Source organism: Chitinimonas lacunae (assembly GCF_042650885.1).
GTDB classification, from domain to species: domain Bacteria; phylum Pseudomonadota; class Gammaproteobacteria; order Burkholderiales; family Chitinimonadaceae; genus Chitinimonas_A; species Chitinimonas_A lacunae.
Genome location: NZ_JBHSBU010000001.1, coordinates 3,264,259 through 3,286,863 on the forward strand (window position 1 = coordinate 3,264,259; position 22,605 = coordinate 3,286,863).

21 protein-coding genes are annotated in these 22,605 nt (G+C 65.5%); 17 read left to right on the top strand and 4 right to left on the bottom strand.

Annotated elements, in window-relative coordinates; genetic code table 11:
* The 16 genes from ACFOW7_RS14040 (at position 1) to ACFOW7_RS14115 (ending at position 15,485) form a co-directional block, all read left to right on the top strand.
* Positions 1–543, top strand: a complete 543-nt coding sequence (locus ACFOW7_RS14040) for a COG4648 family protein (protein ID WP_378165313.1) — start codon at positions 1–3, stop codon at positions 541–543.
* Entirely contained in the window at positions 536–2,230 is a 1,695-nt protein-coding gene (locus ACFOW7_RS14045; RefSeq protein WP_378165315.1) for an AMP-binding protein, read from the top strand. Before ACFOW7_RS14040 ends, ACFOW7_RS14045 begins: the two co-directional genes overlap by 8 nt.
* The gene (locus ACFOW7_RS14050; RefSeq protein WP_378165318.1) at positions 2,227–2,964 is read left to right on the top strand and encodes a glycosyltransferase family 2 protein; all 738 of its coding nucleotides are present in this window, start codon (positions 2,227–2,229) and stop codon (positions 2,962–2,964) included. Before ACFOW7_RS14045 ends, ACFOW7_RS14050 begins: the two co-directional genes overlap by 4 nt.
* Positions 2,961–3,902, top strand: a complete 942-nt coding sequence (locus ACFOW7_RS14055; protein ID WP_378165320.1) for an LpxL/LpxP family acyltransferase — start codon at positions 2,961–2,963, stop codon at positions 3,900–3,902. Before ACFOW7_RS14050 ends, ACFOW7_RS14055 begins: the two co-directional genes overlap by 4 nt.
* A complete protein-coding gene (locus tag ACFOW7_RS14060) occupies positions 3,883–5,430 on the top strand; it encodes an HAL/PAL/TAL family ammonia-lyase (RefSeq protein WP_378165322.1) in 1,548 nt (515 codons plus the stop codon). The genes ACFOW7_RS14055 and ACFOW7_RS14060 overlap by 20 nt, the downstream gene beginning before the upstream one ends.
* Positions 5,420–5,839 (top strand): acyl-CoA thioesterase, encoded by a 420-nt coding sequence (locus tag ACFOW7_RS14065; RefSeq protein WP_378165324.1) that lies wholly within the window; start codon positions 5,420–5,422, stop codon positions 5,837–5,839. The genes ACFOW7_RS14060 and ACFOW7_RS14065 overlap by 11 nt, the downstream gene beginning before the upstream one ends.
* Entirely contained in the window at positions 5,836–6,441 is a 606-nt protein-coding gene (locus ACFOW7_RS14070; protein WP_378165326.1) for a LolA family protein, read from the top strand. The genes ACFOW7_RS14065 and ACFOW7_RS14070 overlap by 4 nt, the downstream gene beginning before the upstream one ends.
* On the top strand, positions 6,416–8,773 hold the full coding sequence (locus ACFOW7_RS14075; protein ID WP_378165328.1) for an MMPL family transporter: 2,358 nt from the start codon (positions 6,416–6,418) through the stop codon (positions 8,771–8,773). Before ACFOW7_RS14070 ends, ACFOW7_RS14075 begins: the two co-directional genes overlap by 26 nt.
* 1 nt (position 8,774) lies before the next feature.
* Positions 8,775–9,860, top strand: coding sequence for a class I SAM-dependent methyltransferase (locus ACFOW7_RS14080; protein WP_378165330.1), 1,086 nt, complete (start codon positions 8,775–8,777; stop codon positions 9,858–9,860).
* 2 nt (positions 9,861–9,862) lie between these two features.
* Entirely contained in the window at positions 9,863–10,429 is a 567-nt protein-coding gene (locus ACFOW7_RS14085) for a DUF3261 domain-containing protein (RefSeq protein ID WP_378165332.1), read from the top strand.
* Entirely contained in the window at positions 10,426–11,616 is a 1,191-nt protein-coding gene (locus ACFOW7_RS14090) for a beta-ketoacyl-ACP synthase (RefSeq protein ID WP_378165334.1), read from the top strand. The genes ACFOW7_RS14085 and ACFOW7_RS14090 overlap by 4 nt, the downstream gene beginning before the upstream one ends.
* The gene (locus tag ACFOW7_RS14095) at positions 11,616–12,080 is read left to right on the top strand and encodes an ApeP family dehydratase (protein ID WP_378165337.1); all 465 of its coding nucleotides are present in this window, start codon (positions 11,616–11,618) and stop codon (positions 12,078–12,080) included. Before ACFOW7_RS14090 ends, ACFOW7_RS14095 begins: the two co-directional genes overlap by 1 nt.
* On the top strand, positions 12,073–12,804 hold the full coding sequence (locus tag ACFOW7_RS14100; RefSeq protein WP_378165339.1) for a 3-ketoacyl-ACP reductase FabG2: 732 nt from the start codon (positions 12,073–12,075) through the stop codon (positions 12,802–12,804). The genes ACFOW7_RS14095 and ACFOW7_RS14100 overlap by 8 nt, the downstream gene beginning before the upstream one ends.
* Positions 12,801–14,030, top strand: a complete 1,230-nt coding sequence (locus ACFOW7_RS14105) for a beta-ketoacyl-ACP synthase (protein WP_378165341.1) — start codon at positions 12,801–12,803, stop codon at positions 14,028–14,030. Before ACFOW7_RS14100 ends, ACFOW7_RS14105 begins: the two co-directional genes overlap by 4 nt.
* Before the next feature lie 559 nt (positions 14,031–14,589).
* Positions 14,590–14,985, top strand: a complete 396-nt coding sequence (locus ACFOW7_RS14110) for a hypothetical protein (RefSeq protein ID WP_378165343.1) — start codon at positions 14,590–14,592, stop codon at positions 14,983–14,985.
* A 59-nt stretch (positions 14,986–15,044) separates the two neighbouring features.
* Positions 15,045–15,485: an excinuclease ATPase subunit gene (locus ACFOW7_RS14115; RefSeq protein WP_378165345.1), complete on the top strand. Its 441-nt coding sequence runs from the start codon at positions 15,045–15,047 to the stop codon at positions 15,483–15,485.
* A gap of 235 nt (positions 15,486–15,720) precedes the next feature.
* Here ACFOW7_RS14115 and rng read toward each other — a convergent pair whose 3' ends face one another.
* From rng to leuS, 4 genes are all read right to left on the bottom strand, one after another.
* Positions 15,721–17,178 carry a ribonuclease G gene (rng, locus tag ACFOW7_RS14120; RefSeq protein WP_378165348.1) on the bottom strand — a complete coding sequence of 486 codons (1,458 nt, stop codon included), beginning with the start codon at positions 17,176–17,178 and terminating at the stop codon, positions 15,721–15,723.
* Between the two features lie 168 nt (positions 17,179–17,346).
* Complete coding sequence (gene holA, locus ACFOW7_RS14125; protein ID WP_378165350.1) at positions 17,347–18,366, bottom strand: DNA polymerase III subunit delta; 1,020 nt, start codon at positions 18,364–18,366, stop codon at positions 17,347–17,349.
* Between the two features lie 3 nt (positions 18,367–18,369).
* On the bottom strand, positions 18,370–18,867 hold the full coding sequence (locus tag ACFOW7_RS14130; protein WP_378165352.1) for an LPS-assembly lipoprotein LptE: 498 nt from the start codon (positions 18,865–18,867) through the stop codon (positions 18,370–18,372).
* 57 nt (positions 18,868–18,924) lie between these two features.
* Entirely contained in the window at positions 18,925–21,540 is a 2,616-nt protein-coding gene (leuS, locus tag ACFOW7_RS14135; protein WP_378165355.1) for a leucine--tRNA ligase, read from the bottom strand.
* A gap of 119 nt (positions 21,541–21,659) precedes the next feature.
* Here leuS and ACFOW7_RS14140 point away from each other — a divergent pair, with 119 nt between their 5' ends.
* Entirely contained in the window at positions 21,660–22,514 is an 855-nt protein-coding gene (locus ACFOW7_RS14140) for a FecR domain-containing protein (protein ID WP_378165358.1), read from the top strand.
* The last annotated feature ends 91 nt before the right edge of the window (positions 22,515–22,605 follow it).

The following is a 22,605-nucleotide window of genomic DNA, read 5'->3' on the forward strand; positions in this document are numbered from 1 at the left end:
GTGCGCGCCGCCATCGTCACCCTGTTGACCCTGGCTTATCCGCTCCTGGTCTATCTGGGGCTGGGTCGTTTCGAGCCACGCTGGCTGGCACTGCTGCTGGCGGGTCTGGCTTTGCTGCGTGCGCTGGCCACCCGTGAGCGGGTCTGGCTGGCCGCGGCTGCCGGAGCCCTGCTGCTGGCCGGCGTCAGCGCGCTGGGCAATGCGGCGTTGCCGCTCAAGCTCTATCCGGTTCTGGTCAATGGCGTGCTGCTTGGGGTGTTCCTGCTCAGCCTGTCTCATCCGCCCAGCATGATCGAGCGGCTGGCCCGGCTGCGCGAGCCCGACCTGCCGCCCGAGGCGGTGGTCTATACCCGGCGCGTGACCCAGGTCTGGTGCGGCTTTTTCGTCCTCAACGGCTCGATGGCCCTCTATACGGCACTGTGGGCCAGCGATGCGCTGTGGGCGCTCTACAACGGCCTGATCGCCTATGGACTGATGGGCGTGCTGTTCCTGGGCGAATGGCTGGTGCGTGGCCGGGTGCGGGCGAGGACTGCCCATGGCTGAGTTGCTGCGGCTCGATTCGCTGCTGAGCCTGGGCCGCCCGCCCGGCTGGCCAGTCGCCTGGCGCGATGGCCAGTGGCTGAGCTTTGCCGATTTCAGCGGTCGCGCCGCTGCCTGGCAACAGGCCTTTGCGGCAAGCCCGGGCCGTGACTGGGCGCTTTATCTGCACGACAGCTTCGACTTTGCCGCTGCCCTGTTCGGCGCCTGGCACGCCGGCAAGCGGGTCTATCTGCCGGCCGATGTGCTGCCGGCGACCGTGGCCCGTCTGGCCGGCCAGGTCGATGGGTTTGCCGGCGATCTGCCCCACACGCAGCAGCCGCTCCGACCGCTGGCTCCATCCCGGCCGACCCGCTGGTCATCGCTCGACCGCCAGGCCCAGGCGCTGGTGGTCTACACCTCGGGCTCGAGCGGCGAACCGGTGGCGATCCCCAAACGGCTGGGCCAGTTATTCGACGAGGTCGAGACGCTGGCCGCCTGCTGGGAGGGCGAACTCGACGGTGCGCCGGTGCTGGCGACCGTGTCGCATCAACATATCTATGGCCTGCTGTTCCGGCTGTTGTGGCCGCTGGCGGCAGGGCGGCCGTTCGATGCAGGCCGTCTGGCCTTTCCCGAGGACATCGTGGCCGCCCTGGCGGCGCGCGGACCGGCCGTGCTGGTGGCAAGCCCGGCCCATCTGAAGCGTCTGCCGCGCACCCTGCCCTGGCAGACTGCCCGCCCTGGCCTGCGCGCCCTGTTCTCCTCGGGCGGGCCCTTGTCGGACGAAGCGCTGGCCGATTGCCGCGAACTGCTCGGTCAGGCACCGGTCGAGGTCTACGGCAGTTCCGAAACCGGTGGCGTGGCCTGGCGGCGGCGCGATCAGCCGGCCGCCGCGCTGTGGCGGGCCTTGCCCCGGGTCGAACTGAGCTGTGAGGACGGGGCATTACGAGTGCATTCGCCCTATCAGGGCGGTGGCGACGGCTTTCTGACGGCGGACCGGGTGCGGCTCGGTGCAGACGGCTTCGAGCTGCTGGGGCGGGCCGACCGTATCGTCAAGATCGAAGAAAAACGGGTATCGCTGGGCGCGCTCGAGCGCCTGCTGCTCGACAGCGGACTGGTCGAGGAGGCCCGGGTGGTGGCGCTGCCCGGTCCGCGCCTGACGCTTGGGGTGGTGGCGGTGCCCAGCGCGGCGGGCTGGCGCTGTTACGACGAGTCCGGAAAGCGCGGCCTCAATGGACGGCTGCGCGCCGCGCTGGCCGGCGCGGTCGAGCCCAGCGCGCTGCCGCGCCGCTGGCGTTATGGCTGGGCACTGCCGCTCGACAGCCAAGGCAAGACCAAGGAGAGCGATTTGATCGCGCGTTTCGACCCGCGCCGGCCTTCGGCGCGATTACAGGCCCGCAGCGAGGAGTCGGCGCTGCTCGATATCGACGTCGCGGCGACTTCGCCGTTCTTCGACGGCCATTTCCCGGCCACTCCCATCCTGCCCGGCGTCACCCAGCTCGAATGGGCAGTGCTGTTCGGGCGCGAACTGTTCGAGCTGCCGGCCGATTTCCTGCGGCTTGAAGCGGTGAAATTCCAGCAGGTGATCCCACCCGGCACGCTGTTGCAGCTTGAATTGGGCTGGCAGGCGGCGCGGACGACGCTGAGTTTCCGCTTCAGTTCCGCTGCCGGCCAGCATGCCAGCGGCCGGATCGTATTCGGAGGGCCGGCATGAAGCACTGTGCGGTGATCCCGGTCTACAACCACGGCGAGGCGGTCGGTGCGGTAGTGGCAGCCGTACGCAGCCACGGCCTGCCTTGCGTACTGGTCGATGACGGCAGCGCCGCCGATTGTGCCGCCGTGCTCGACCGGCTGGCGGCGGCCGACCCGGACGGGGTGAGGCTGGTGCGGCTGCCGCTCAACCAGGGCAAGGGCGGGGCGATGATGGCCGGACTGCGTCGGGCCCTGGCGCTGGGTTTCAGCCATGCCTTGCAGATCGATGCCGACGGCCAGCACGACACCCGCGATATTCCGCAGTTTCTGGCCTTGTCGCGCCAACAGCCCGAGCGGCTGATCTGCGGCTGCCCGGTCTACGACGACAGCGTGCCGCGTGGCCGGCTGTATGGCCGCTATGCCACCCATGTCTGGGTCTGGATCAATACCCTGTCGCTGGCGATCCGCGACTCGATGTGCGGTTTCCGGGTCTATCCGCTCGCGCCCACGGTCGCTCTGTTCGACAGCGTGCGGATCGGCCGGCGGATGGACTTCGATGTCGAAGTGCTGGTGCGCCTGTATTGGCGCGGCATGAAAATAGTCAATCAACCTACAAAGGTTCATTATCCTAGCGATGGTGTGTCACATTTTAAGGTTTGGCGTGACAACCTGCTGATTTCGCGCATGCACGCCCGCCTGTTCGGCGGCATGTTGCTGCGCCTGCCGCGTCTGTTGTGGCGCAAGGTGGTGTCGTGAACAGGGTGCGTACCCATTGGGCCGGGATGGGCGAACACACCTTTGTGTTCGGCATCTGGCTGCTCTATTGGGTTCATCGGCTGTGCGGCCGTCGCCTGTTCCGCCTGTGCATGTATCCGGTCGCGCTGAGCCACTGGCTGCTGCGGCCGGGCTTGCGTGCCGCGTCGCTTCAGTATCTGAGCCGGCTCGAAGCCGCGACTGGCGCCCTGGGGCATCGGCCCGACTGGCGCGACGGTGTGCGCCATGTGGCGCTGTTTGCCGAGACCATGCTCGACAAGCTGCTGGCGGTGTCGGGTCGCTATCACGGCCCGGTGCGCAGCATCGGCAGCGAACCGGTTTATCAGGCGGCGCTGGCCGGACAGGGCGGCGTGATCGTCACGGCGCATCTGGGCTGTCTGGAACTGTGCCGGGCGCTGGCCGAGCGGCGCAGCGGCTTTCGGCTCAATGTGCTGGTCCATACCCGACATGCCGAGCGCTTCAACCGCCTGCTGCGCCGGTTCGGCGCCGATGCCGGGGTCAGGCTGCTCGAAGTGACCGAGATCAGTCCGGCCACCGCCGTGCTGCTCGCCGACAAGGTCGCGGCCGGCGAATATGTGGCGATTGCCGGCGACCGCGTGCCGGTGTTCGCGAGCCAGACGGTCGAGGCCGAGTTTCTGGGCCATCGGGCGCCGTTCCCGGTCGGGCCTTATGTATTGGCCAGCCTGCTGCGCTGTCCGCTCTATCTGCTGGGCTGCATCCACGAAGGCCGCGGTTACGCGCTGCATTTCGAGCAGCTGGCCGAGCAGGTGGTATTGCCGCGCGGTCGGCGTGAAGCGGCGATGGCCGAGTATGCCGGCCGTTTTGCCCGGGCCTTGACTGGCCTGGTGGCCCGCTCGCCCTACGATTGGTTCAATTTTTTTCCGTTCTGGGATCAACCCCATGTCAAAGCCTCTTCCTGATCCCGTTCGCTTCGACGGTAGCCGACTGACCCTTGATGAGGTGGTGGCGTTGGCAGAACGCCGGCGCCCGGCCGAACTGTCGCCCGACCCGGCTTTCCGCGCCCGGATCGCCCGTGGGGCCGACTTCCTCGACCGCCTGCTGGCCGAGGACGGCGTGGTCTATGGCGTGACCACGGGCTATGGCGACTCCTGCACCGTGACCGTGCCGCCCGAGCTGGTGGCCGAGTTGCCGCATCATCTGTATGCCTACCATGGCTGCGGCAGCGGTCGTTTCCTGACCCCCGAGGAAACCCGCGCCGTGCTGGCCACGCGGCTCGCTTCGCTGGCACAGGGCGTGTCGGGTGTCAGCGTCGGTCTGCTTGAGCAGATCGAGCGGCTGTTGCAGCACGACATCCTGCCGCTGATTCCGGCCGAAGGTTCGGTCGGCGCCAGCGGCGATCTGACGCCCTTGTCCTATCTGGCGGCCGTGCTGTGCGGCGAGCGCGAGGTCTGGTATCGCGGCGAGCGGCGGCAGGCGGCCGAGGTGCTGGCGCAACTGGGCATCACCCCGCTGCGCCTGCGACCCAAGGAAGGGCTGGCGATCATGAACGGCACGGCCGTGATGACGGCCCTGGCCTGCCTGGCCTGGCGGCGCGCCGATTATCTGAGCCGGCTGGCCACCCGGCTGACCGCCTTCAATGTCTGGGCCAGCGCCGGCAATGCCCATCATTTCGATGCCGCCCTGTTTGCGGTCAAGCCGCATCCGGGCCAGCAGCAGGTCGCCGCCCGTCTGCGCGCCGACCTCGACTGTGACCGGCCCAGCCGCAACGAGCGTCGTTTGCAGGACCGCTACTCGCTGCGCTGCGCGCCCCATGTGATCGGGGTGCTCGAGGATGCGTTGCCGTTCTTCCGCACGCTGATCGAGAACGAACTCAACAGCGCCAACGACAACCCGATCATCGACGCCGACGACGAGCGCGTGCTCCATGGCGGCCATTTCTATGGCGGTCATATCGCCTTTGCCATGGACGGGCTGAAAAACGCCGTGGCCAATCTGGCCGATCTGCTCGACCGCCAGCTGGCGCTGCTGGTCGATGCCCGTTTCAACCACGGCCTGCCGGCCAACCTGTCGGGCGCGACCGGCCCGGAAGCGGCGATCAACCATGGTCTCAAGGCCCTGCAGATCAGCGTGTCGGCCTGGACGGCCGAAGCGCTCAAGCTGACCATGCCCGCTTCGGTGTTTTCGCGCTCGACCGAATGCCATAACCAGGACAAGGTCAGCATGGGCACCATCGCCGCGCGCGACTGCCTGCGCGTGCTTGAACTGACCGAGCAGGTGGCGGCCGCCATGCTGATCGCGGCACGGCAGGCGACCACCCTGCGCGCCCGGCTCGACCCGGCCCTGTTGCTGCCGTCGGCCTTGGCGACCATGCAGGCCGATCTGGAACAGCGGATCGAGCTGGTGGTGCGCGACCGGGCACTCGACGGCGAATTGCAGCGGTTGCTGCTTGCCTTGCGCCAGGAGAGCTGGAGCCTCTATGCAGCCTGATCTCAGCGCCGAAATCGAACTGACCCCGGCCTTCCACGAACTCGATCCGATGGACGTGGTCTGGCACGGCCATTACGTCAAATATCTCGAAGCGGCCCGCTCGGCCCTGCTTGGCCGTTTCGACTACGACTACCCGCAGATGCGCGACTCGGGCTATGCCTGGCCCATCGTCGATATGCGGCTCAAGTATGTGCGGCCGGCCACCTTCGGCCAGCGGCTGCGGGTGCGTGCCGAGATCGTCGAATGGGAAAACCGGCTGCGGATCGAATACCGCATCTGGGATGCCGACAGCGGTCAGGTGCTCAACAAGTCCTACACCATCCAGGTGGCGGTGGCGATCGACAGCCGTGAAATGCTGTTCGTCTGCCCGCCGGTGCTATGGGAAAAGCTCGGAGTCCAGCCCGCATGATCCGCCTCGTCCTCGGCCTGTGGCTGCTGCTGGCCGGCTTTGCCGTCAGTGCCGCCGATCTGGCGACTTCGGTCAAGGGCCGGCTGGCCGATGCGCCGCTGTTGCGCGGTCAGTTCGACCAGCAAAAGACCGTCAGGGGCTTCAAGAAGCCGTTGGCGTCGAGCGGCGACTTTCTGCTGTGGCGCGGCCGTGGCGTGCTGTGGCATACCCGGCAGCCGTTCGAGCTGAGCATGACGCTGACGCCCGATGCGCTGTCGGCGCGGCAGGGCGAGGCGGCCTACCGGCTCGATGCCGGACAGGAGCCGGGGCTGCGGGCGGTCAACGAGCTGCTGTTCGCCCTGCTGTCGGGCGATATGGCGGCCTTGCAGCGGCGTTTCCGGGTCGAGGGCGAGCTGGTCGGCAACAGCGGCTGGAAACTGCTGCTGACGCCGCTCGATGCCCAACTGGCGCGGCTGTTGCGCCGGGTCGAACTCGAAGGCGACCGCTATGTGCGCCGGGTTCGACTCGAAGAAAGCAATGGCGACGCCAGCCTGATCCGTTTCGAGCAACTGGCCGAGGCCCCGCCCGCCACCCCCGATGAGGCCCGCCGTCTTGGCCAATAAGCCGTACCGCTGGCTGGCCCTGCTATGGGCGGTGCTGATGCTGGCCGTGCTGTGGCACCAGAGCCAGTTCTGGCGCGAAGCCCGTCTCGACACCGACGTACTGGCCCTGCTGCCCGAAAACGAGCAGGCACCCGTGGTCAGTGCCGCCACCCGTCGGCTGGCCGACCAGGCGGCGCGGCAGGTCGTGCTGCTGGTGGGCGCCGGCGAGTGGGAAGCGACCCGGCGCGCCGCACTGGCGGTGCGGGCCGAGCTGGACCGGCAGAGCGGCTTGCTCGAACCGGCGCCGCTCGACCAACAGCGGCTCGATGAGGCGGTGGCCTTCTATCTGCCGTGGCGCGACCGGCTGCTGACCTCGGCCCAGCGCGACTGGTTGCAGTGCGCAACGCCCGAGCAGTTGGCCAGCACCGCCTTGCTCCATCTGTATCAACCGACTGCCGGCCCCAGATTCGCCGACTGGAACCGCGACCCGCTGGCGCTGTGGCCCGCCTGGTGGACGGCGCGAGCCGCCGAATCGCGTGCCCGGCCGCGCGACGGACTGCTGTGGCTCGAAGAAAAAGGCCAGCATTGGGCGGTTCTCAACTATCGCCGCGTCGGCTCGGCTTTTTCCGTCAGCGGTGACACGCCGCTGGCCGAGGCGCTGGCACGGGCCGAACAGGCCGTCCGCGCCACGGCTCCGCAAGGCCGGCTGCTCGCTGCGGGCGTTCCGCTCCATGCCGAAGCGGCGGCCGAACGGGCCAGTTTCGAGATGAACCTGATCGGCAGCGGCTCGCTTGCCGCAGTGCTGCTGTTGGTCTGGCTGACCTTCCGCTCCTTGCGCCCGCTTGCGCTGGTCGGCCTGTCGCTGCTGCTTGGCTGCGCCACCGCGCTCAGCGTCACGGCGCTGCTGTTTGGCAAGGTCCACCTGCTGACCCTGGTGTTTGGCGCCAGTCTGGTCGGGGTGGCCGAAGATTACGGTTTCCACTATTTCGCTGCCCGCCAGGGCCGCCCGGCCACCGAGCGGCACACCGTGCTGCGCGGCCTGCTGCCCGGTCTTGCGCTGGCGCTGCTGACCAGCGTGCTTGCCTATATGGCGCTCGGTCTTGCGCCATTCCCCGGACTGCGCCAGATGGCCGTGTTCTCGGCCGTCGGCCTCGCTGCCGCCTTTCTGACGGTCTGCTGCTGGTTTCCATTGCTTGATCGCGGTGAATTGCCGAGCACCCGCTTTGCCGAGCGCTTTGCCGCCAGTCTGCAACGCTGGCCGCGCTGGCGTCCCGACCGGCTCGGCCTGACGCTGGCGGCGGTGGCGATCGTGCTCGCGCTGCCGGGGCTATTGCGGCTCGAAGGCCGCGATGATCTGCGCCAGCTCCAGGGCTCGCCTGCCGCGCTGGTGGCCCAGCAGATCGAGATTGGCCGCCTGCTGGGCTTGCCCAGTCCGGCCCAGTTCTATCTAGTCGAAGGGGCCGATGCGGCCGAAGTGCTGGCGCGCGAGGAGGCCCTGAAGGCCCGGCTCGACCGGCTGGTGGCCGACGGCAGTCTGACCGGCTATCGCGCCCTGTCCGACTGGCTGCCCGCACCGACCCGGCAAGCGGAGGCGGCCACGCTGACGGCACCGGCCGAGCGCACGGCGCTGGCGGCGATTGCCGCGCAGACCGGAGAAGCCGTGGCACGGCCGCCGTTTGCGCCAGCGCCGCTGACCTTGCCGCAACTGCTTGGAAGTCCCGTGGCGGCAGCAGTCGCCCCCCTGTGGCTCGGTGAGCTGGGCGGGCGTCAGTACAGCGTATTGCTGCTGCGCGGCCCGACCCCGGCCTTGCTGCCCCGGCTCGCCGCGGCCGGGCGTGATCTGCCCGGGGTGCGCTGGGTCGATAAGACCGCCGAATTCTCGCAATTGCTGGGTCGCTATCGGGTCGGCATGGGCTGGCTGCTGCTGGCCGGCTATGTCGCCGTGGCCGTGGCGCTGTGGTGGCGTTTCCACCGCCGTGCCTGGCGTGCTCTGCTGCCCACGGTGCTGGGCAGTCTGCTGACGCTGGCGCTGTTTGGCTGGCTCGGTCTGCCGCTGCAACTGTTCAGTGTGCTGGCCTTGCTGTTGTTGCTGGGCATGGGGGTGGATTACGGCATCTTCCTGCTTGAACACCCGGGCGATGGCAGCGCCTGGCTCGCCGTGGCGCTGGCCGGGGTCAGCACCTTGCTGTCGTTCGGCCTGCTGGCCCTGTCGAGCACGCCGGCTCTGCGGGCGTTCGGTCTGACCATGCTGGTCGGCGAAATCCTGATCTGGTTGCTTACCCCGTGTTTCCGCCCGCGTGCGGCAGCCGAGGCGGCGCTTTCCTCCACCGTTTCCACCCCTCGGTTCTCCTGATATGTCCGCCCATCCGCAAGACAAGAAGTTCTCCCCCGAGCGCCAGAGCGCTTTCGCGGCCCGCTACGAAGCGCAGAAGATCGCCTTTGCGCCGGTGGTATTCCAATGCGTGCGCTATGCCTGGAAGCGCGGTGTGCTACAGGCACTGGCCGAGGCGGGCGAGCAGGGCCGCAGCGTGGAGGAGCTGGCCGCCGCCGGCCGCTGGAGCGCCTATGCCCTCAAAGTGGTGCTGGAAACCTGTCTGTCGGCCGGGGTGGTGACACTCAAGGCCGGCCGCTACCAGCTCGACAAGGCCGGCTACTGCGTGCTCAGCGATGAAATGACCCAGGTCAATTTCAATTTCATCAACGATGTCTGCTATCTCGGGCTGTTCGAGCTGGAGCGCTCGCTCGACGAGCAAACGCCGCATGGCCTCAAGGCCCTGGGCGACTGGCCCACGCTCTATCAGGGTCTGGCCGAGCTGACCGAGCCGGCCCGCACCAGTTGGTTTGCCTTCGACCATCTGTATTCGGACACCTCGTTCCCGACCATCCTGCCCGATGTGTTCGCCACCCAGCCGCGCCGGCTGCTCGATATCGGTGCCAATACCGGCAAATTCAGCCTGGCGGCGCTGGGCTACGATGCCCAGGTGGAACTCCATCTGATCGACCTGCCGCAGCAGCTTGCCGTGGCCGATGCCAATCTGACCGAAGCGGGGGTACGCGGTCGTGCCCAACTGCATCCCTTCGATATGCTGGCGCTCAAGGAGCCGTTCCCGGGCCAGATGGATCTGATCTGGATGAGCCAGTTCCTGTCCTGCTTTAGTGAGTCAGTAATTTTTAATATATTGAATCATGCCGCACAGGCACTTGCGCCTTCTGGGCAGATTTTGATTATGGATACCTTCTGGGACCGCCAGCGCTACGATATTGCGGCCTATTGCCTGATCAATACCTCGCCGTATTTCACCGCGATGGCCAGCGGCAACAGCAAGGTATACGAGAGCGGCGACTATATCCGTCTGGCCGAGGCGGCCGGTCTCAAGCTGGTGACGGTGCGCGATGGCATCGGTTATTGCCACTCGCTGCTGCGTTTTGCCCGGGCCTGAGCGTGAGCCGTCGTCTACTGCCACTCGCCCTGGCGCTGGCCCTGACGGCCTGTAGCGAACCGACGCCCAGCGATCCGCTGCCGCGCCCCACGCTGGCCCCGGCCGAGTTCGGCGCGAGCGTGAGCCTTGCGCAGCGGCTCAGCGTCGAGCGGCTCGATGGCCAGGGTGCGGCCCGGGTGCTCGACGCGCTGCTGGAAATCGACGCGAATTCGGTGCGGCTGGTCGGACTGGCACTGGGTCAGCGCGTACTGCGGCTTGAGTGGGATGGCCGGCAACTCCAGAGCGAGCGCCATCCGCTGCTGCCCGGCGAGGTCGATCCGGCCCGGGTGCTGCGCGATGTGCAGCTGGCCTACTGGCCGACCGCCGCGCTCAAGGCCGCGCTGCCGCCGGGCTGGACCCTGCTCGACAATGGCCGTGAGCGGCAGTTGCTCCAGGGTCGCGCCATTGGGCTGATCGTGCGCTATCCGGGCGAGCCGCGCTGGCAAGGCCGGGTCGAGCTGGAAAACCGCCTTGAAGGCTATCGCCTGTCGATCGAATCCCTCCCTCAGACTTCGGAGTCCCAGCCATGAGTGCGATCCCGGTCTATCTCAACCAGCTTGGCCTGGTCTGCGCCCTGGGCGCCGGCCGGACGGCAGTGCGCGAAGCGCTGTTTGCCCCGGCACCGGGCGGTGTGGCCGAGCGTGCAGGCGTGTTGCCCGGACGGCTGCTCCATCTGGGCAGCGTGACGGCGCCGCTGGCCGATCTGGCGCCCGTGCCGCCGACCCTGCGCAGCCGCAACAATGCGCTGCTGCTGACGGCGCTGGAGGAAATCCGGCCCGAGGTCGATGCGGCCCTGGCCCGCTTTGGTGCCGATCGGGTGGCGGTGGTGATCGGCACCAGCACCTCCGGCATCGGCGAGAGCGAGGCGGCCATTGCTGCGCAGCAACGCTCGGGCGTCTTGCCGGCCGAGTTCCATGTGGCGATGCAGGAAATGGGGTCACCCGCGATGCTGCTGAGCGGGCTTCTTGGCTGTAGCGGCCCGGCGCTGGTGATTTCCACCGCCTGTTCATCGAGCGCCAAGGCGCTCGCCAGCGGCGCGCGGCTGCTGCGGGCAGGTCTGTGCGACGCCGTGGTGGTAGGTGGGGCCGATTCGCTGTGCCGCTTTACCGTGGCGGGCTTTGCGGCGCTCGAATCGGTCAGCGATGCCCGCTGCAATCCGATGAGCGTCAACCGCTGCGGCATCAATATCGGCGAGGCGGCAGCGCTGTTTCTGCTGACGCGCGAGCCGGGGCCGGTGCGGCTGGCCGGCTGGGGCGAGTCGTCCGATGCCTACCATATCTCGGCGCCCGAGCCGAGCGGCCGTGGCGCCAGCGCGGCAATGTGCGCAGCGCTCGACCGGGCCGGGCTGGCGCCGGCCCGGATCGACTACGTCAATCTGCATGGCACGGCCACGCCGCATAACGATGCGATGGAAAGCCTGGCGGTCCACCAGTTGTTCGGTGCCGCGACGGCGGCCAGTTCGACCAAGCCGCTGACCGGCCATACGCTCGGGGCGGCCGGGGCCTTGGAGGCCGCGCTGTGCTGGCTGGCGCTGACCGACAATCCGGACGGGCTGTTGCCGCCGCACTGGTGGGACGGCGCGGCCGACCCGGCCGTGGCGCCCCTGGGTCTGGTGGCACCGGGTGCCCGGCTGGGCCGGCCGCTTGACTATGCGCTCAGTAATTCGTTTGCGTTCGGCGGCAGCAATGCCGCTCTGGTGTTGGGAAGGGAAGCGTGATGGAACAGCGGATCGATGAAGCAATCGACCGTATCGTGCCCCATGGCGGCGCCATGTCCTTGCTCGACCGGCCGCTGGCTGGCGGCGACGACTGGTTGCGCGCTGAAGTGACCATCCGCCCCGACAGCCTGTTCTTTGACGGGCGCGGGGTCGGTGGCTGGGTCGGGGTGGAATATATGGCGCAGGCGGTGGCCGCCTGGGCCGGTTGGCGGGCGCGTCTGCGCGGTGAGGCACCGCGTATCGGTTTTCTGCTCGGTACGCGCCGCTATGAATGCAGCCGGCCCTGCTTTGTGGCCGGCGAGGTGCTCAATGTGACGGTGCGGCGCGAATTCCAGGCCGACAACGGCCTGGGGCAGTTCGACTGTCGGATCGAGATCGATGGCGTGACGGTGGCCAATGCGGCGCTGACGGTGTTCGAGCCGCAGGATGCCGAGACATTTCTGAAGGGTAGTGGCAATGAGTGACAAAACCATCCTGGTGACGGGATCGAGCCGAGGCATCGGCCGCGCCATCGCGCTGCGGCTGGCCCGCGATGGCTACGACGTGGTGCTGCATTGCCGCAGCGGCCGCGCCGAGGCCGAGGCCGTGGCGGCGGAAATCCGCGAGATCGGCCGTGCAACGCGCATCCTCCAGTTCGATGTGGCCAACCGCACGGCCGCCGCCGAGGCGCTGCTGGCCGATGTTGAGGCGCACGGCTGCTACTACGGCGTGGTCTGCAACGCCGGCATCGCCCGCGACAACGCCTTCCCGGCCATGCCGGCCGAGGAGTGGGATGCGGTGATCCATACCAATCTGGACGGCTTTTACAATGTGCTCCATCCGCTGACCATGCCGCTGGTGCGGCGCAGAAAGCCCGGACGCATCGTTACGCTGTCTTCGGTGTCGGGCCTGATGGGCAATCGCGGCCAGGTCAATTACAGTGCGGCCAAGGCCGGCATCATCGGCGCCACCAAGGCGCTGGCGGTGGAACTGGCCAGCCGGAACATCACGGTCAATTGCGTGGCGCCCGGCCTGATCGATACCGAGATGGTCGAGCCGCAGGTGCTCGAAGAGGCGCTCAAGATGATCCCGGCCAAACGGATGGGCCGGCCCGAGGAAGTGGCGGCCACGGTCAGCTTCCTGATGAGCGAAGACGCCGCCTATATCACGCGGCAAGTGATCTCGGTGAATGGAGGGATGATCGGATGAAGCGCGTTGTCGTCACCGGGGTCGGTGCCATCAGTCCGCTGGGACATGATTGGGAAACGGTCGAAGCCAATCTGCGTGCCGGCCGCAATGCTGTCCAGGTCATGAACGAGTGGGCGGTCTACGACGGTCTGCATACCCGACTCGGCGCGCCGGCCGCGCCGTTCGAACTGCCGGCCGATACCTATCACCGCAAGAACACCCGCAGCATGGGCCGGGTCGCGCTGATGGCGACCCGAGCAAGCGAGCTGGCGCTGATCGACGCCGGACTGTTGGGTGATCCGCTGCTCAAGAGCGGCGAGATGGGCATCGCTTACGGTTCGTCCTCGGGCACCCCCTCGAACATGGGCGACTTTGGCCGGATGATCGTCGAGAAAACCGTCGAAGGCATCACCGCCACCACCTATATCCGCATGATGGCCCATACGGCGGCGGTCAATATGGGGGTGTTCTTCGGCATCACCGGCCGGATCATCACCACCTCGAGCGCCTGCACCTCGGGCAGCCAGGGCTTGGGTTATGCCTATGAGGCGATCCAGTCGGGCCGTCAGGTGGCAATGCTGGCCGGCGGTGCCGAGGAACTGGATGCCACCGAAGCCGCCGTGTTCGACACCCTGTTTGCCACCAGCGTCAAATACAACGACCAGCCCGAACTGTCGCCCCGCCCGTTCGATGCCGAGCGCGACGGTCTGGTGCTGGGCGAGGGCGCCTGCACCTTCGTGCTCGAAGAGTACGAACACGCCAAGGCGCGCGGTGCCCGGATCTACGCCGAAATCATCGGCTACGGCACCAATAGCGACGGCCGCCATGTGACCCAGCCCAATGCCGAGACGATGGCCGTGGCGATGCGGCTGGCGCTGCGCGATGCGGGGCTGGCGCCGTCCGATATTCCCTACGTCAATGCCCACGGCACGGCGACCGACCATGGCGACGTGGCAGAAACCCAGGCGACCCAGTCGGTCTTCGGTGAAAAGGTGGCGATCTCCTCGCTCAAGAGCTACATGGGCCATACGCTCGGCGCCTGCGGCGCGCTCGAAGCCTGGATGACCATCCAGATGATGCACAAAGGCTGGTTCTCGCCCACCCTCAACCTCAAAACCGTCGATCCGCGCTGCGGCCAGCTCGACTATATCGTCGATGGCGGCCGGCAGATCGAGACTGAACTGGTGATGAGCAATAACTTCGCCTTCGGTGGAATCAATACCTCGCTGATCTTCAAGCGGATGTAATGGCGGGCTGGGATGCCGCCATCGACTTCCTCAATCAGAACGGCTCGCCAACAGGTGAGCCGTTTTATTTTGTGGGTCCGGGCTGAAGTCAGCGGAGCAGGACAATCATTGACCAATCAGACAGGCTCTCCGATATTGCCCCAAGTGTCCTCTCATCAATAACACGGGTAGAGAATAAAACCTTCCTTGAATTGCCTGGAGATGGATAGATACCTTTTCTCCGATCAATAACAGAATTGGCAGGGATTTTTCCTTGACACATGTTTATCTGATCGGCAGGGAGAGTGGCTTGAATAATATGGCTGGAGCTTTGGGATGATTCAGCGCTTGATCAATTTTTCTGTTGATCAAGTGAAAGACCGGAGAGGGATGGGATAAGTCGTTCAGAGTTTTCCCCTTATCTAGTGGTTCAATAGAACGAAATGCATTGTGTGCCAGATAAAATACCTGGTTTTCGGTCTATGCGATTGGCAGGCCAGCGCACGAGGCTTGACGCTCGCTGGCGCTTCCCGCCAGACTTCGCCCGCTTGTTTTTGGTTTGCTATTAAGGAAATTCATCATGAAGCAGATTTTGATTGCCGCTAGCATTGCTTTGCTTGCTTCGACCACGGCCTTGGCCCGTCAGGCTCCACTGGTCGAACCGCCCCGCGTGGCCCTTTCCACCCAGACCGCCGAGCAGGTGCGCGGCTATATCGTCAACGGCGCCCGCACCCTGGGCTGGACCGTGGTGAGCGAGAAGGATGGTCAGGTAACGCTCAAGTTCAATAAGCAGAACAAGCACGAAGTCGTGATCAACGCCGATTACGACGCCAAGGGTTACCAACTGCGTTATGTCAGCAGCAGCAATATGAATTTCGAAGAAGCCAACGGTCAGCGTGAAATCCACCCCAACTACAACCGGTGGATCAACAACCTGATCAAGCGCATCGGTGAAGCGCAGACGATGGCGCAATAAGCGTCGATTCACCGGGCCGACTCTCGACCCAACCATTCACTCAGGCAGGAGAAAGCACCATGACTAAAAAACTGTTCGTTCTGGCCGTCGCGGCCGGCATGCTGAGCGCCCCGGCGCTGGCGCGTGACACCGTGCTGCATATTCCGCTCGCCGCTGTACTGGAAATGCCCGAAGCGAAGGAAAAGCTCGACGGCTCGGTGAAGTTCTTCCTGGCTGGTCAAAAGACCCCCAAGGTGCTGCAAAAGCTCGGTGAGGATGTGTCCAACCCGAAAACCAACGGCATGGGCAAAAGTGACGAATTCGGCTGCAAATGGGCGGCCCTGTCGGCACTGATCAATTTCCAGGAATCGGCCAAGCGCAATGGCGCCAATGCCGTGGTGGATATCGTCAGCTACTACAAGAAGAACGAAACCAAGAGTGACACCACCTTTGAATGTCACGCCGGCACTTTTGTGATCGGCGTTGCCCTCAAGGGCCAATACGCCAAGATCGCCAATTAAACGGCCTTCGGTTTGCCAGACGCCCCGCTTCGACAGCGGGGCGCTGTTTTTCTTCGGACAGTGAAATCGAGCAGAAGGTGGATCCCGGATATTTTGCCTGAATCCATGCTCATCACTGATGTAGGTGTCCCCATTGTTTGGGGCATTGTTTTTTATATTTAAAAGCCAATACAAAGAAGCTAAAAAGCCCCGCATCATTGCGGGGCTTTTCTGTGTCGGTAACAGCGATCCATCGCTACACCAGAATCACATCAAACTGTTCCTGGGTATAAGCCGACTCGACCTGCAGGGAAATCGGCTTGCCGATAAAGTCGGCCAGCATGGCCAGATTGGCCGATTCCTCGTCGAGAAACATATCGATTACCGATTGGGAGCCAAGAATCCGGTATTCCTTGGCATTGAACTGGCGCGCCTCGCGCAGGATTTCGCGCAGCACCTCGTAACACACCGTCTGGGCGGTCTTGATTTCACCGCGGCCCTGGCAGGTCGGGCAGGTCTCGCACAGCACATGAGCGAGGCTCTCGCGTGTGCGCTTGCGGGTGATTTCGACCAGACCGAGGCTGGTAAAGCCGGACACGGTGATCTTGGTGCGATCCTTGCCAAGCGCTTTTTGCAGCTCGTGCAGCACCTGCTGGCGGTGCTCCTCGTTATCCATGTCGATGAAGTCGACGATGATGATGCCGCCGAGATTGCGCAGCCGGAGCTGGCGGGCGATCACCTGGGTGGCTTCGAGGTTGGTCTTGAAGATCGTATCGTCGAACGAACGGGTGCCGACAAAGCCGCCCGTATTGACGTCGATGGTGGTCATCGCCTCGGTCTGGTCGATGATCAGGTAGCCGCCGAACTTCAGATTGACCCGCCGCGCCAGCGCCCGCTCGATTTCGGCTTCGACGCCGTGCATCTCGAACAGCGGCCGTTCGCCCAGATAATGCTCGATTCGTGGTGCCACATTGGCGACGAACTGGGCGGCGAATTCGCTCATGCGCTGGAAGGTTTCCCGCGAATCCACCACCACCTTGAGCGTCTCGGCATTGACGATATCGCGCAAGACGCGCTGCGGCAGGCTCAGATCCTGATACAGCACCGATTCGGGCGGCAAGGTGCGCGATTTCTGCCGGATATCGGCCCAGATCCGGTTGAGATAGTCGATATCGGCGCGCAATTCCTCGTCGGTGGCGTGCTCGGCCGAAGTGCGGATGATATAGCCGCCATGCTGGTCGCCATCGGGCAACAGCTTCAACAGCCGTTCACGCAGATGCTCGCGGCCTTCGCCGTGCTCGATCCGCTGCGAGATGCCGATATGGTGCTCCTGCGGCAGAAACACCAGAAAACGGCCAGCGATGCTGATCTGGGTCGATAGCCGGGCGCCCTTGCTGCCGATCGGGTCCTTGATCACCTGCACCACCACCGCCTGACCCTCGAACATCAAGCGTTCGATCCGCTGCGGCTCGCTCGGGTGCTGGCGCTGCTCGATCACATCGGCGATATGCAGAAAGGCCGCCCGCTCCAGCCCGATCTCGATAAAGGCCGATTGCATCCCGGGCAATACCCGTTTCACCGTGCCCAGATAGATATTGCCCACGATGCCGCGCGCCGCGCTGCGCTCGATATGGATCTCCTGCACCACGCCTTCCTCGGTGACAGCGACGCGGGTTTCCTGGGGGGTGACGTTGATGAGGATGTGTTCTTTCATAGCGGGTCGTCGGCGGTCAGTCGGGTCCGGAGGCGGTTCAGGGAGGACGGTCGGGCGGCCTCGAGAGGGCGATATTCAATGATTAGGACAAATGAATGCAAGACTCCTGGCGGTGAAATATAAAAAATAAACTTTTTGCGTCAGAATCCTGCAAAATGGCGCCATCGATCAGCGAGTACGCTGGCGTCCCATCAGACGCAGACCCAGTTGCAGCAGTGCCTCCCAGACATCGCCCTGGCCGACTCCTTTGATCATGCGGTCGATCTCGGCTGCCTGGGCCAGCGCGAGTTTGAGCTGGGCCGGGCTCAGGCGATCGAGTGCCGGGCCGTAGTGGCGCTGGCGTTCTCCCCAGACCCGGTGTTCCTTGAATAGTTGCGGCAGCGGCAGACCCTGACGGCGGCCACTGCCGACCTTGTACAGGCTGCGCGCCTCTTCGGCCATGGCCCAGAGCACCAGATTGGGCGCCTCGCCCTCGGCCCTGAGACCGTCGAGCATCCGCACCAGCCGGGCCGGGTCGCCGGCGACCACGGCTTCACCCACTCCCCATACATCGTAGCGGGCCACATCGGCGATTTCGGTGCGTAAATCGGCCAGGCTCAATTCGCCGGGCGGGTGGAGCAGGGCCAGCTTGTCGATTTCCTGTTTGGCGGCGAGCAGATTGCCCTCGACCCGGGCGGTCAGGAATTCGAGCGCCTCGGGGCTGAGCCGCTGCTGCTGGCGCTTGAGCCGCTCGGCGATCCAGCCGGGCAGTTCGTGGCGGCCGACGCTGGGGCAGGCGATGGCTACCCCGGCTTCGCTGAGCGCGCCGAACCATTTACTTTGGGTCTGGGTGCGGTCGAGTTTCGGACACTGGATCAGCAGCACATCGTCAGGCGAGGGCCGGGCGGCGTAATGGACCAGCGCCTCCGAGCCTTCGTTGCCGGGCTTGCCACTGGGCAGACGCAGCTCGATCAGCTTGCGCTCGGCAAACAGCGAGCCGCTGGCGGCCAGATGGGCCAGCTGGCTCCAGCTGAAACCGGGCTCGACCGTCAGCACCTCGCGCTCACTGCAACCGGCGGCGCGGGCGGCGTCGCGCAGGGTCTGCACCGTCTCCAGCACCACCAGCGCTTCTTCGCCATGGACCAGATAGATCGGGGCGAGCTGGCCGCCGGCCAGATGGCCGGCGAGTTCGGCAGGACGCAATGGCATGGATCAGCTGACCGGCGGCTTGACCGCTGCCAGCCGGCGCAGGATCTGCTGGGCGGCGTCGGAGCGCATATCGCGGATCAGCAACTGTTCCTCGGCTTCCTTGCCGAGCACATTGTTCTCGTCGAAGGCGTAGTCGCGGCGCAGGGAGATCCAGGTCGGCGCGATGGCATCGCGGCCGCCGATCCGCAGCACGAAGCGGGCGCGATAGGTCAGCTGGTATTCGCTGACCCGGCCGGCGCTGTTGACCGACAGCACCTGCTTGTCAACGGTCTCGTCGTGGATGGTCAGCACGGCGTCGGCCTGGTCGGCGGTCGGCTGTAGCGTCAGGTCGGCGCGCAGTTTCAGTTGCTGGCGCAGCACACCGCCGACGCCTTGATCGGAAGCAGCCAGATGGAGGCTGCGGAAGGCGAGCGGCGTGCTGTCGCCCAGGCCGCGCAGATGGAAGCCGCAGGCGCCGAGCAACAGTGGCAGCGCCAGCGCCAGAAGACGGGATCGGAGCATGGAGGACCTTGTGGAAAAGGGCGCCGCCCATGCGGCGCCCACGGGGCTTCGGGTTTGTCAGACCACCAGATTGACCAGGCGTCCCGGCACCACCACCACCTTCTTCGGTGTCTGGCCGTCGAGGAACTTCTGGACATTGGGGTTGGCGAGCGCCAGCGCTTCGATCGCGGCACGGTCGGCGGCCGTCGGCACCTGGATGCTGCCGCGCAGCTTGCCGTTGACCTGCACCATCAGCTCGATCTCGTCTTGCCTGAGCGCGGCTTCGTCGGCGACCGGCCAGGACTGGTCGAGCAGTCGGCTGCCCGGACGCAGCGCTTCCCACAGCGCCTCGCTGAAGTGCGGCACGATCGGCGACAGCATGATCGCCACCGTTTCGAGCACTTCCTGCGCCAGCTCGCGGCCCTTGGCCGAGCTGAGGTCGGTCTTGGCGTAGTTGTTGAGCAGTTCGCGGATCGCGGCCACCGCCGTGTTGAATTGCTTGCGGCGGCCATAGTCGTCGGCAACCTTGTTGATCGCCTGATGGAGCTGGCGGCGCAGCGCCTGCTGGTCCGCGTTCAGTTCGCCCGATTGGTAGGCGGGCACGAGGCCGGCACCGACGTGGTCGTACACGGTCTTCCACAGCCGGCGCAGGAAGCGCGAGGCACCTTCGATGCCGGCATCGTTCCACTCAAGGCTCAGCTCGGGCGGGGAGGTCTCCATCGAGAACAGCCGCGCGGTATCGGCGCCATGGCTCTCGATCAGCTCCTGCGGATCGACGCCGTTGTTTTTCGACTTCGACATCTTCTCCATGCCGCCGATGACGACCGGCTGGCCGTCGCTCTTCAGCGTGGCCTTGATGACGCGGCCCTTGCCGTCGCGTTCGACCTCGACATCGGCCGGGTTGAACCACTCGGGCTTGCCGCTCGCCCGTTCGCGGAAATAGGTTTCCGCCACCACCATGCCCTGGGTCAGCAGGTTCTTGAACGGCTCGTCGCCCTTGACCAGACCTTCGTCGCGCATCAGCTTGTGGAAGAAGCGGGCATAGAGCAGGTGCATCACGGCGTGTTCGATGCCGCCGACGTACTGATCGACCGGCAGCCAGTGGTCGGCGCGCTCGTCGACCATGCCGGTGTTGCTGTCAGGCGAGGCGTAGCGGGCGTAGTACCAGCTCGACTCGACGAAGGTGTCCATGGTGTCGGTTTCGCGCCGGGCCGGTTTCTGGCACTGCGGGCACGACACTTCGTAGAAGGACGGCATCTTGGCCAGCGGGTTGCCCGCACCAGTCGGCACCACGTCTTCGGGCAGCACCACCGGCAGCTGTTCCTCGGGTACCGGCACGTCGCCGCAGCATTCGCAATGGATGATGGGAATCGGGCAACCCCAGTAGCGCTGGCGGCTGACGCCCCAGTCGCGCAGGCGGTACTGGACCTTGGGTCCGCCGTGGCTGTCGCCGGCCAGACGCACCGACATGCGCTCGAACGCGCCGTCGTAGTCAAGACCATCGAATTCGCCCGAATTGATCAAGGTGCCGTGTTCGGCGTAGGCGGCCTGCCAGGGCGACGGGGTGGTGTCGCCGGCCGAGGTGCGGATCACCGGCTTGATCGGCAGATCGTATTTCTCGGCAAAGGCGAAGTCGCGCTCGTCATGGGCCGGCACGGCCATCACGGCGCCTTCGCCGTAGCCCCACAGCACATAGTTGGCGACCCAGACCGGCAGTTTCTCGCCGGTGAACGGGTGGCGCACATAGCGGCCGAGCGGCATGCCCTTCTTTTCCATGGTGGCGAGGTCGGCCTCGGCCACCCCACCGGTCTTGCACTCGGCACAGAAGGCGGCGATCTCGGCATTGTCGGCGCTGGCGGCAATCGCCAGCGGATGCTCAGCGGCTACGGCGACGTAGGTGGCGCCCATCAGGGTGTCGGGCCGGGTGGTGAACACCTTGAGCCGTTCGGCCCAGTCGCCTTCAAGGCCGGTTCTGGAGTCGGCATCGAGCGGGAAATGCACTTCCATGCCGCGCGACTTGCCGATCCAGTTGCGCTGCATGGTGCGGACCTGTTCGGGCCAGCCGTCGAGCTGGTCGAGGTCTTGCAGCAGTTGTTCGGCGTAGGCGGTGATCTTGAAGTAGTACATCGGGATTTCCCGCTTCTCGACCGTGGCGCCGGAGCGCCAGCCTTTACCATCGACCACCTGTTCGTTGGCCAGTACGGTCTGGTCGATCGGGTCCCAGTTCACCACCCCGTTCTTGCGGTAGATCAGGCCCTTCTTGAACAGCCGCACGAACAGCCATTGTTCCCAGCGGTAGTAGTCGGGCTTGCAGGTGGTGACTTCGCGGCGCCAGTCGTAGGCAAGGCCCAGCGACTTGAGCTGCTTTTTCATGTATTCGATATTGGCGTAGGTCCAGGCTGCCGGTGCCACGCCCTTGTCGATGGCGGCATTTTCGGCCGGAAGACCGAAGGCGTCCCAGCCCATCGGTTGCAGCACTTCAAAGCCGCGCAGACGGTGATAGCGAGCCAGCACGTCGCCGATGGTGTAGTTGCGGACATGGCCCATATGGAGCTTGCCCGACGGGTAGGGGAACATCGCCAGACAATAGTATTTCGGCTTGTGGCCACCTTCGCGGGCAGCGAAGGTCTGTTCGGTTTCCCAGCGCGCCTGGGCGGCGGCTTCGACCTCGGCGGGGCGGTAGTGTTCTTGCATCTGCGCTATCCTGTTCTGATCGCCGCCGGGCGGTGGCCGACGTGGGCGGCCCGGCAAAATCCCGATTATAACCGACGGTTCCGCGCCGGCACGGCGCTGTTCTGTAAAGGAGAAATCCCATGCGCCGTCTCCTGCTTGCCGCCTTGCTCAGCGCTGCTGCCTATGTCGAGGCGGCATCCACGGTCGTCACGGCGGTCAATATGCCGGCCTGGCTCGAGCGGGAAGGTCGCACGCTGCCCCTGTCGCCGAGCCTGGCGCTCCAGCCGCGCGACACGATACGTACCGGCCCCGGCGCCCGGGTCAGGCTGCAACTGCCCGAGGGCAGCGAGGTCAAGCTCGGTGAGAACGCCGTGTTCCGGATGGAAAACCTCAATCTGTCCGACGGCCGCACCAGTCCGTTCCAGGCCACGCTCGAAGTCCTCAAGGGCGCTTTCCGCTTCACCACCGGCTTGCTGGGCGGCGAGCGCAAACGGCAGGTCGATGTGCGTATCCAGACCATCACCGCCGGCATTCGCGGCACCGATATCTGGGGCCGGTCCGACGAGGAAAAGGACCTGGTCTGCCTGCTCGAAGGCCGCATCGGCGTCAGCCGCGAGGGCGAGCCGGCCCAGGAGATGAGCGAGCCGCTGAGCTTTTATGTCGCGCCCAGGGGCAAGCCGTCATTGCCGATCAGCAAGGTCGATCCGGACAAGGTCAAGAACGAATGGGCACCCCAGACCGAGCCGCAGGCCGGCCAGGGGCTGACCGAGCAGAACGGCCGCTGGACGCTGACGCTGGCCCGCGTCAAAACTCAGAAAGCCGCGCTCGAATGGTATGACCGGCTGCGCCAGGCCGGTTATGCCGCCAAGATCCGCAGCGGTGACGGCCATGCAGTCAGGCTGGAACAACTGGGTAGCGAGGCCGATGCGAAGGCACTCGGCCAACGGCTCCAGACGGAATTCAAGACACCCCTGGCGGAAGTGAAAAAGCGCTAGTTGTCTCTTCGGGTGGAACCGGCAGTGGACAGAAAAATGACGCACCACTGATTGTGATGCGTCATTTTTATTTATTTGCCACATCTGGCTA

Coding starts and splice junctions, on each gene's coding strand:
- ACFOW7_RS14045 (WP_378165315.1), top strand. CDS start 536: ATGGCTGAGTTGCTGCGGCTCGATTCGCTGCTGAGCCTGGGCCGCCCG.
- ACFOW7_RS14050 (WP_378165318.1), top strand. CDS start 2,227: ATGAAGCACTGTGCGGTGATCCCGGTCTACAACCACGGCGAGGCGGTC.
- ACFOW7_RS14060 (WP_378165322.1), top strand. CDS start 3,883: ATGTCAAAGCCTCTTCCTGATCCCGTTCGCTTCGACGGTAGCCGACTG.
- ACFOW7_RS14065 (WP_378165324.1), top strand. CDS start 5,420: ATGCAGCCTGATCTCAGCGCCGAAATCGAACTGACCCCGGCCTTCCAC.
- ACFOW7_RS14070 (WP_378165326.1), top strand. CDS start 5,836: ATGATCCGCCTCGTCCTCGGCCTGTGGCTGCTGCTGGCCGGCTTTGCC.
- ACFOW7_RS14075 (WP_378165328.1), top strand. CDS start 6,416: ATGAGGCCCGCCGTCTTGGCCAATAAGCCGTACCGCTGGCTGGCCCTG.
- ACFOW7_RS14080 (WP_378165330.1), top strand. CDS start 8,775: ATGTCCGCCCATCCGCAAGACAAGAAGTTCTCCCCCGAGCGCCAGAGC.
- ACFOW7_RS14090 (WP_378165334.1), top strand. CDS start 10,426: ATGAGTGCGATCCCGGTCTATCTCAACCAGCTTGGCCTGGTCTGCGCC.
- ACFOW7_RS14095 (WP_378165337.1), top strand. CDS start 11,616: ATGGAACAGCGGATCGATGAAGCAATCGACCGTATCGTGCCCCATGGC.
- ACFOW7_RS14100 (WP_378165339.1), top strand. CDS start 12,073: ATGAGTGACAAAACCATCCTGGTGACGGGATCGAGCCGAGGCATCGGC.
- ACFOW7_RS14105 (WP_378165341.1), top strand. CDS start 12,801: ATGAAGCGCGTTGTCGTCACCGGGGTCGGTGCCATCAGTCCGCTGGGA.
- ACFOW7_RS14110 (WP_378165343.1), top strand. CDS start 14,590: ATGAAGCAGATTTTGATTGCCGCTAGCATTGCTTTGCTTGCTTCGACC.
- ACFOW7_RS14115 (WP_378165345.1), top strand. CDS start 15,045: ATGACTAAAAAACTGTTCGTTCTGGCCGTCGCGGCCGGCATGCTGAGC.
- rng (WP_378165348.1), bottom strand. CDS start 17,178: ATGAAAGAACACATCCTCATCAACGTCACCCCCCAGGAAACCCGCGTC.
- holA (WP_378165350.1), bottom strand. CDS start 18,366: ATGCCATTGCGTCCTGCCGAACTCGCCGGCCATCTGGCCGGCGGCCAG.
- ACFOW7_RS14130 (WP_378165352.1), bottom strand. CDS start 18,867: ATGCTCCGATCCCGTCTTCTGGCGCTGGCGCTGCCACTGTTGCTCGGC.
- leuS (WP_378165355.1), bottom strand. CDS start 21,540: ATGCAAGAACACTACCGCCCCGCCGAGGTCGAAGCCGCCGCCCAGGCG.
- ACFOW7_RS14140 (WP_378165358.1), top strand. CDS start 21,660: ATGCGCCGTCTCCTGCTTGCCGCCTTGCTCAGCGCTGCTGCCTATGTC.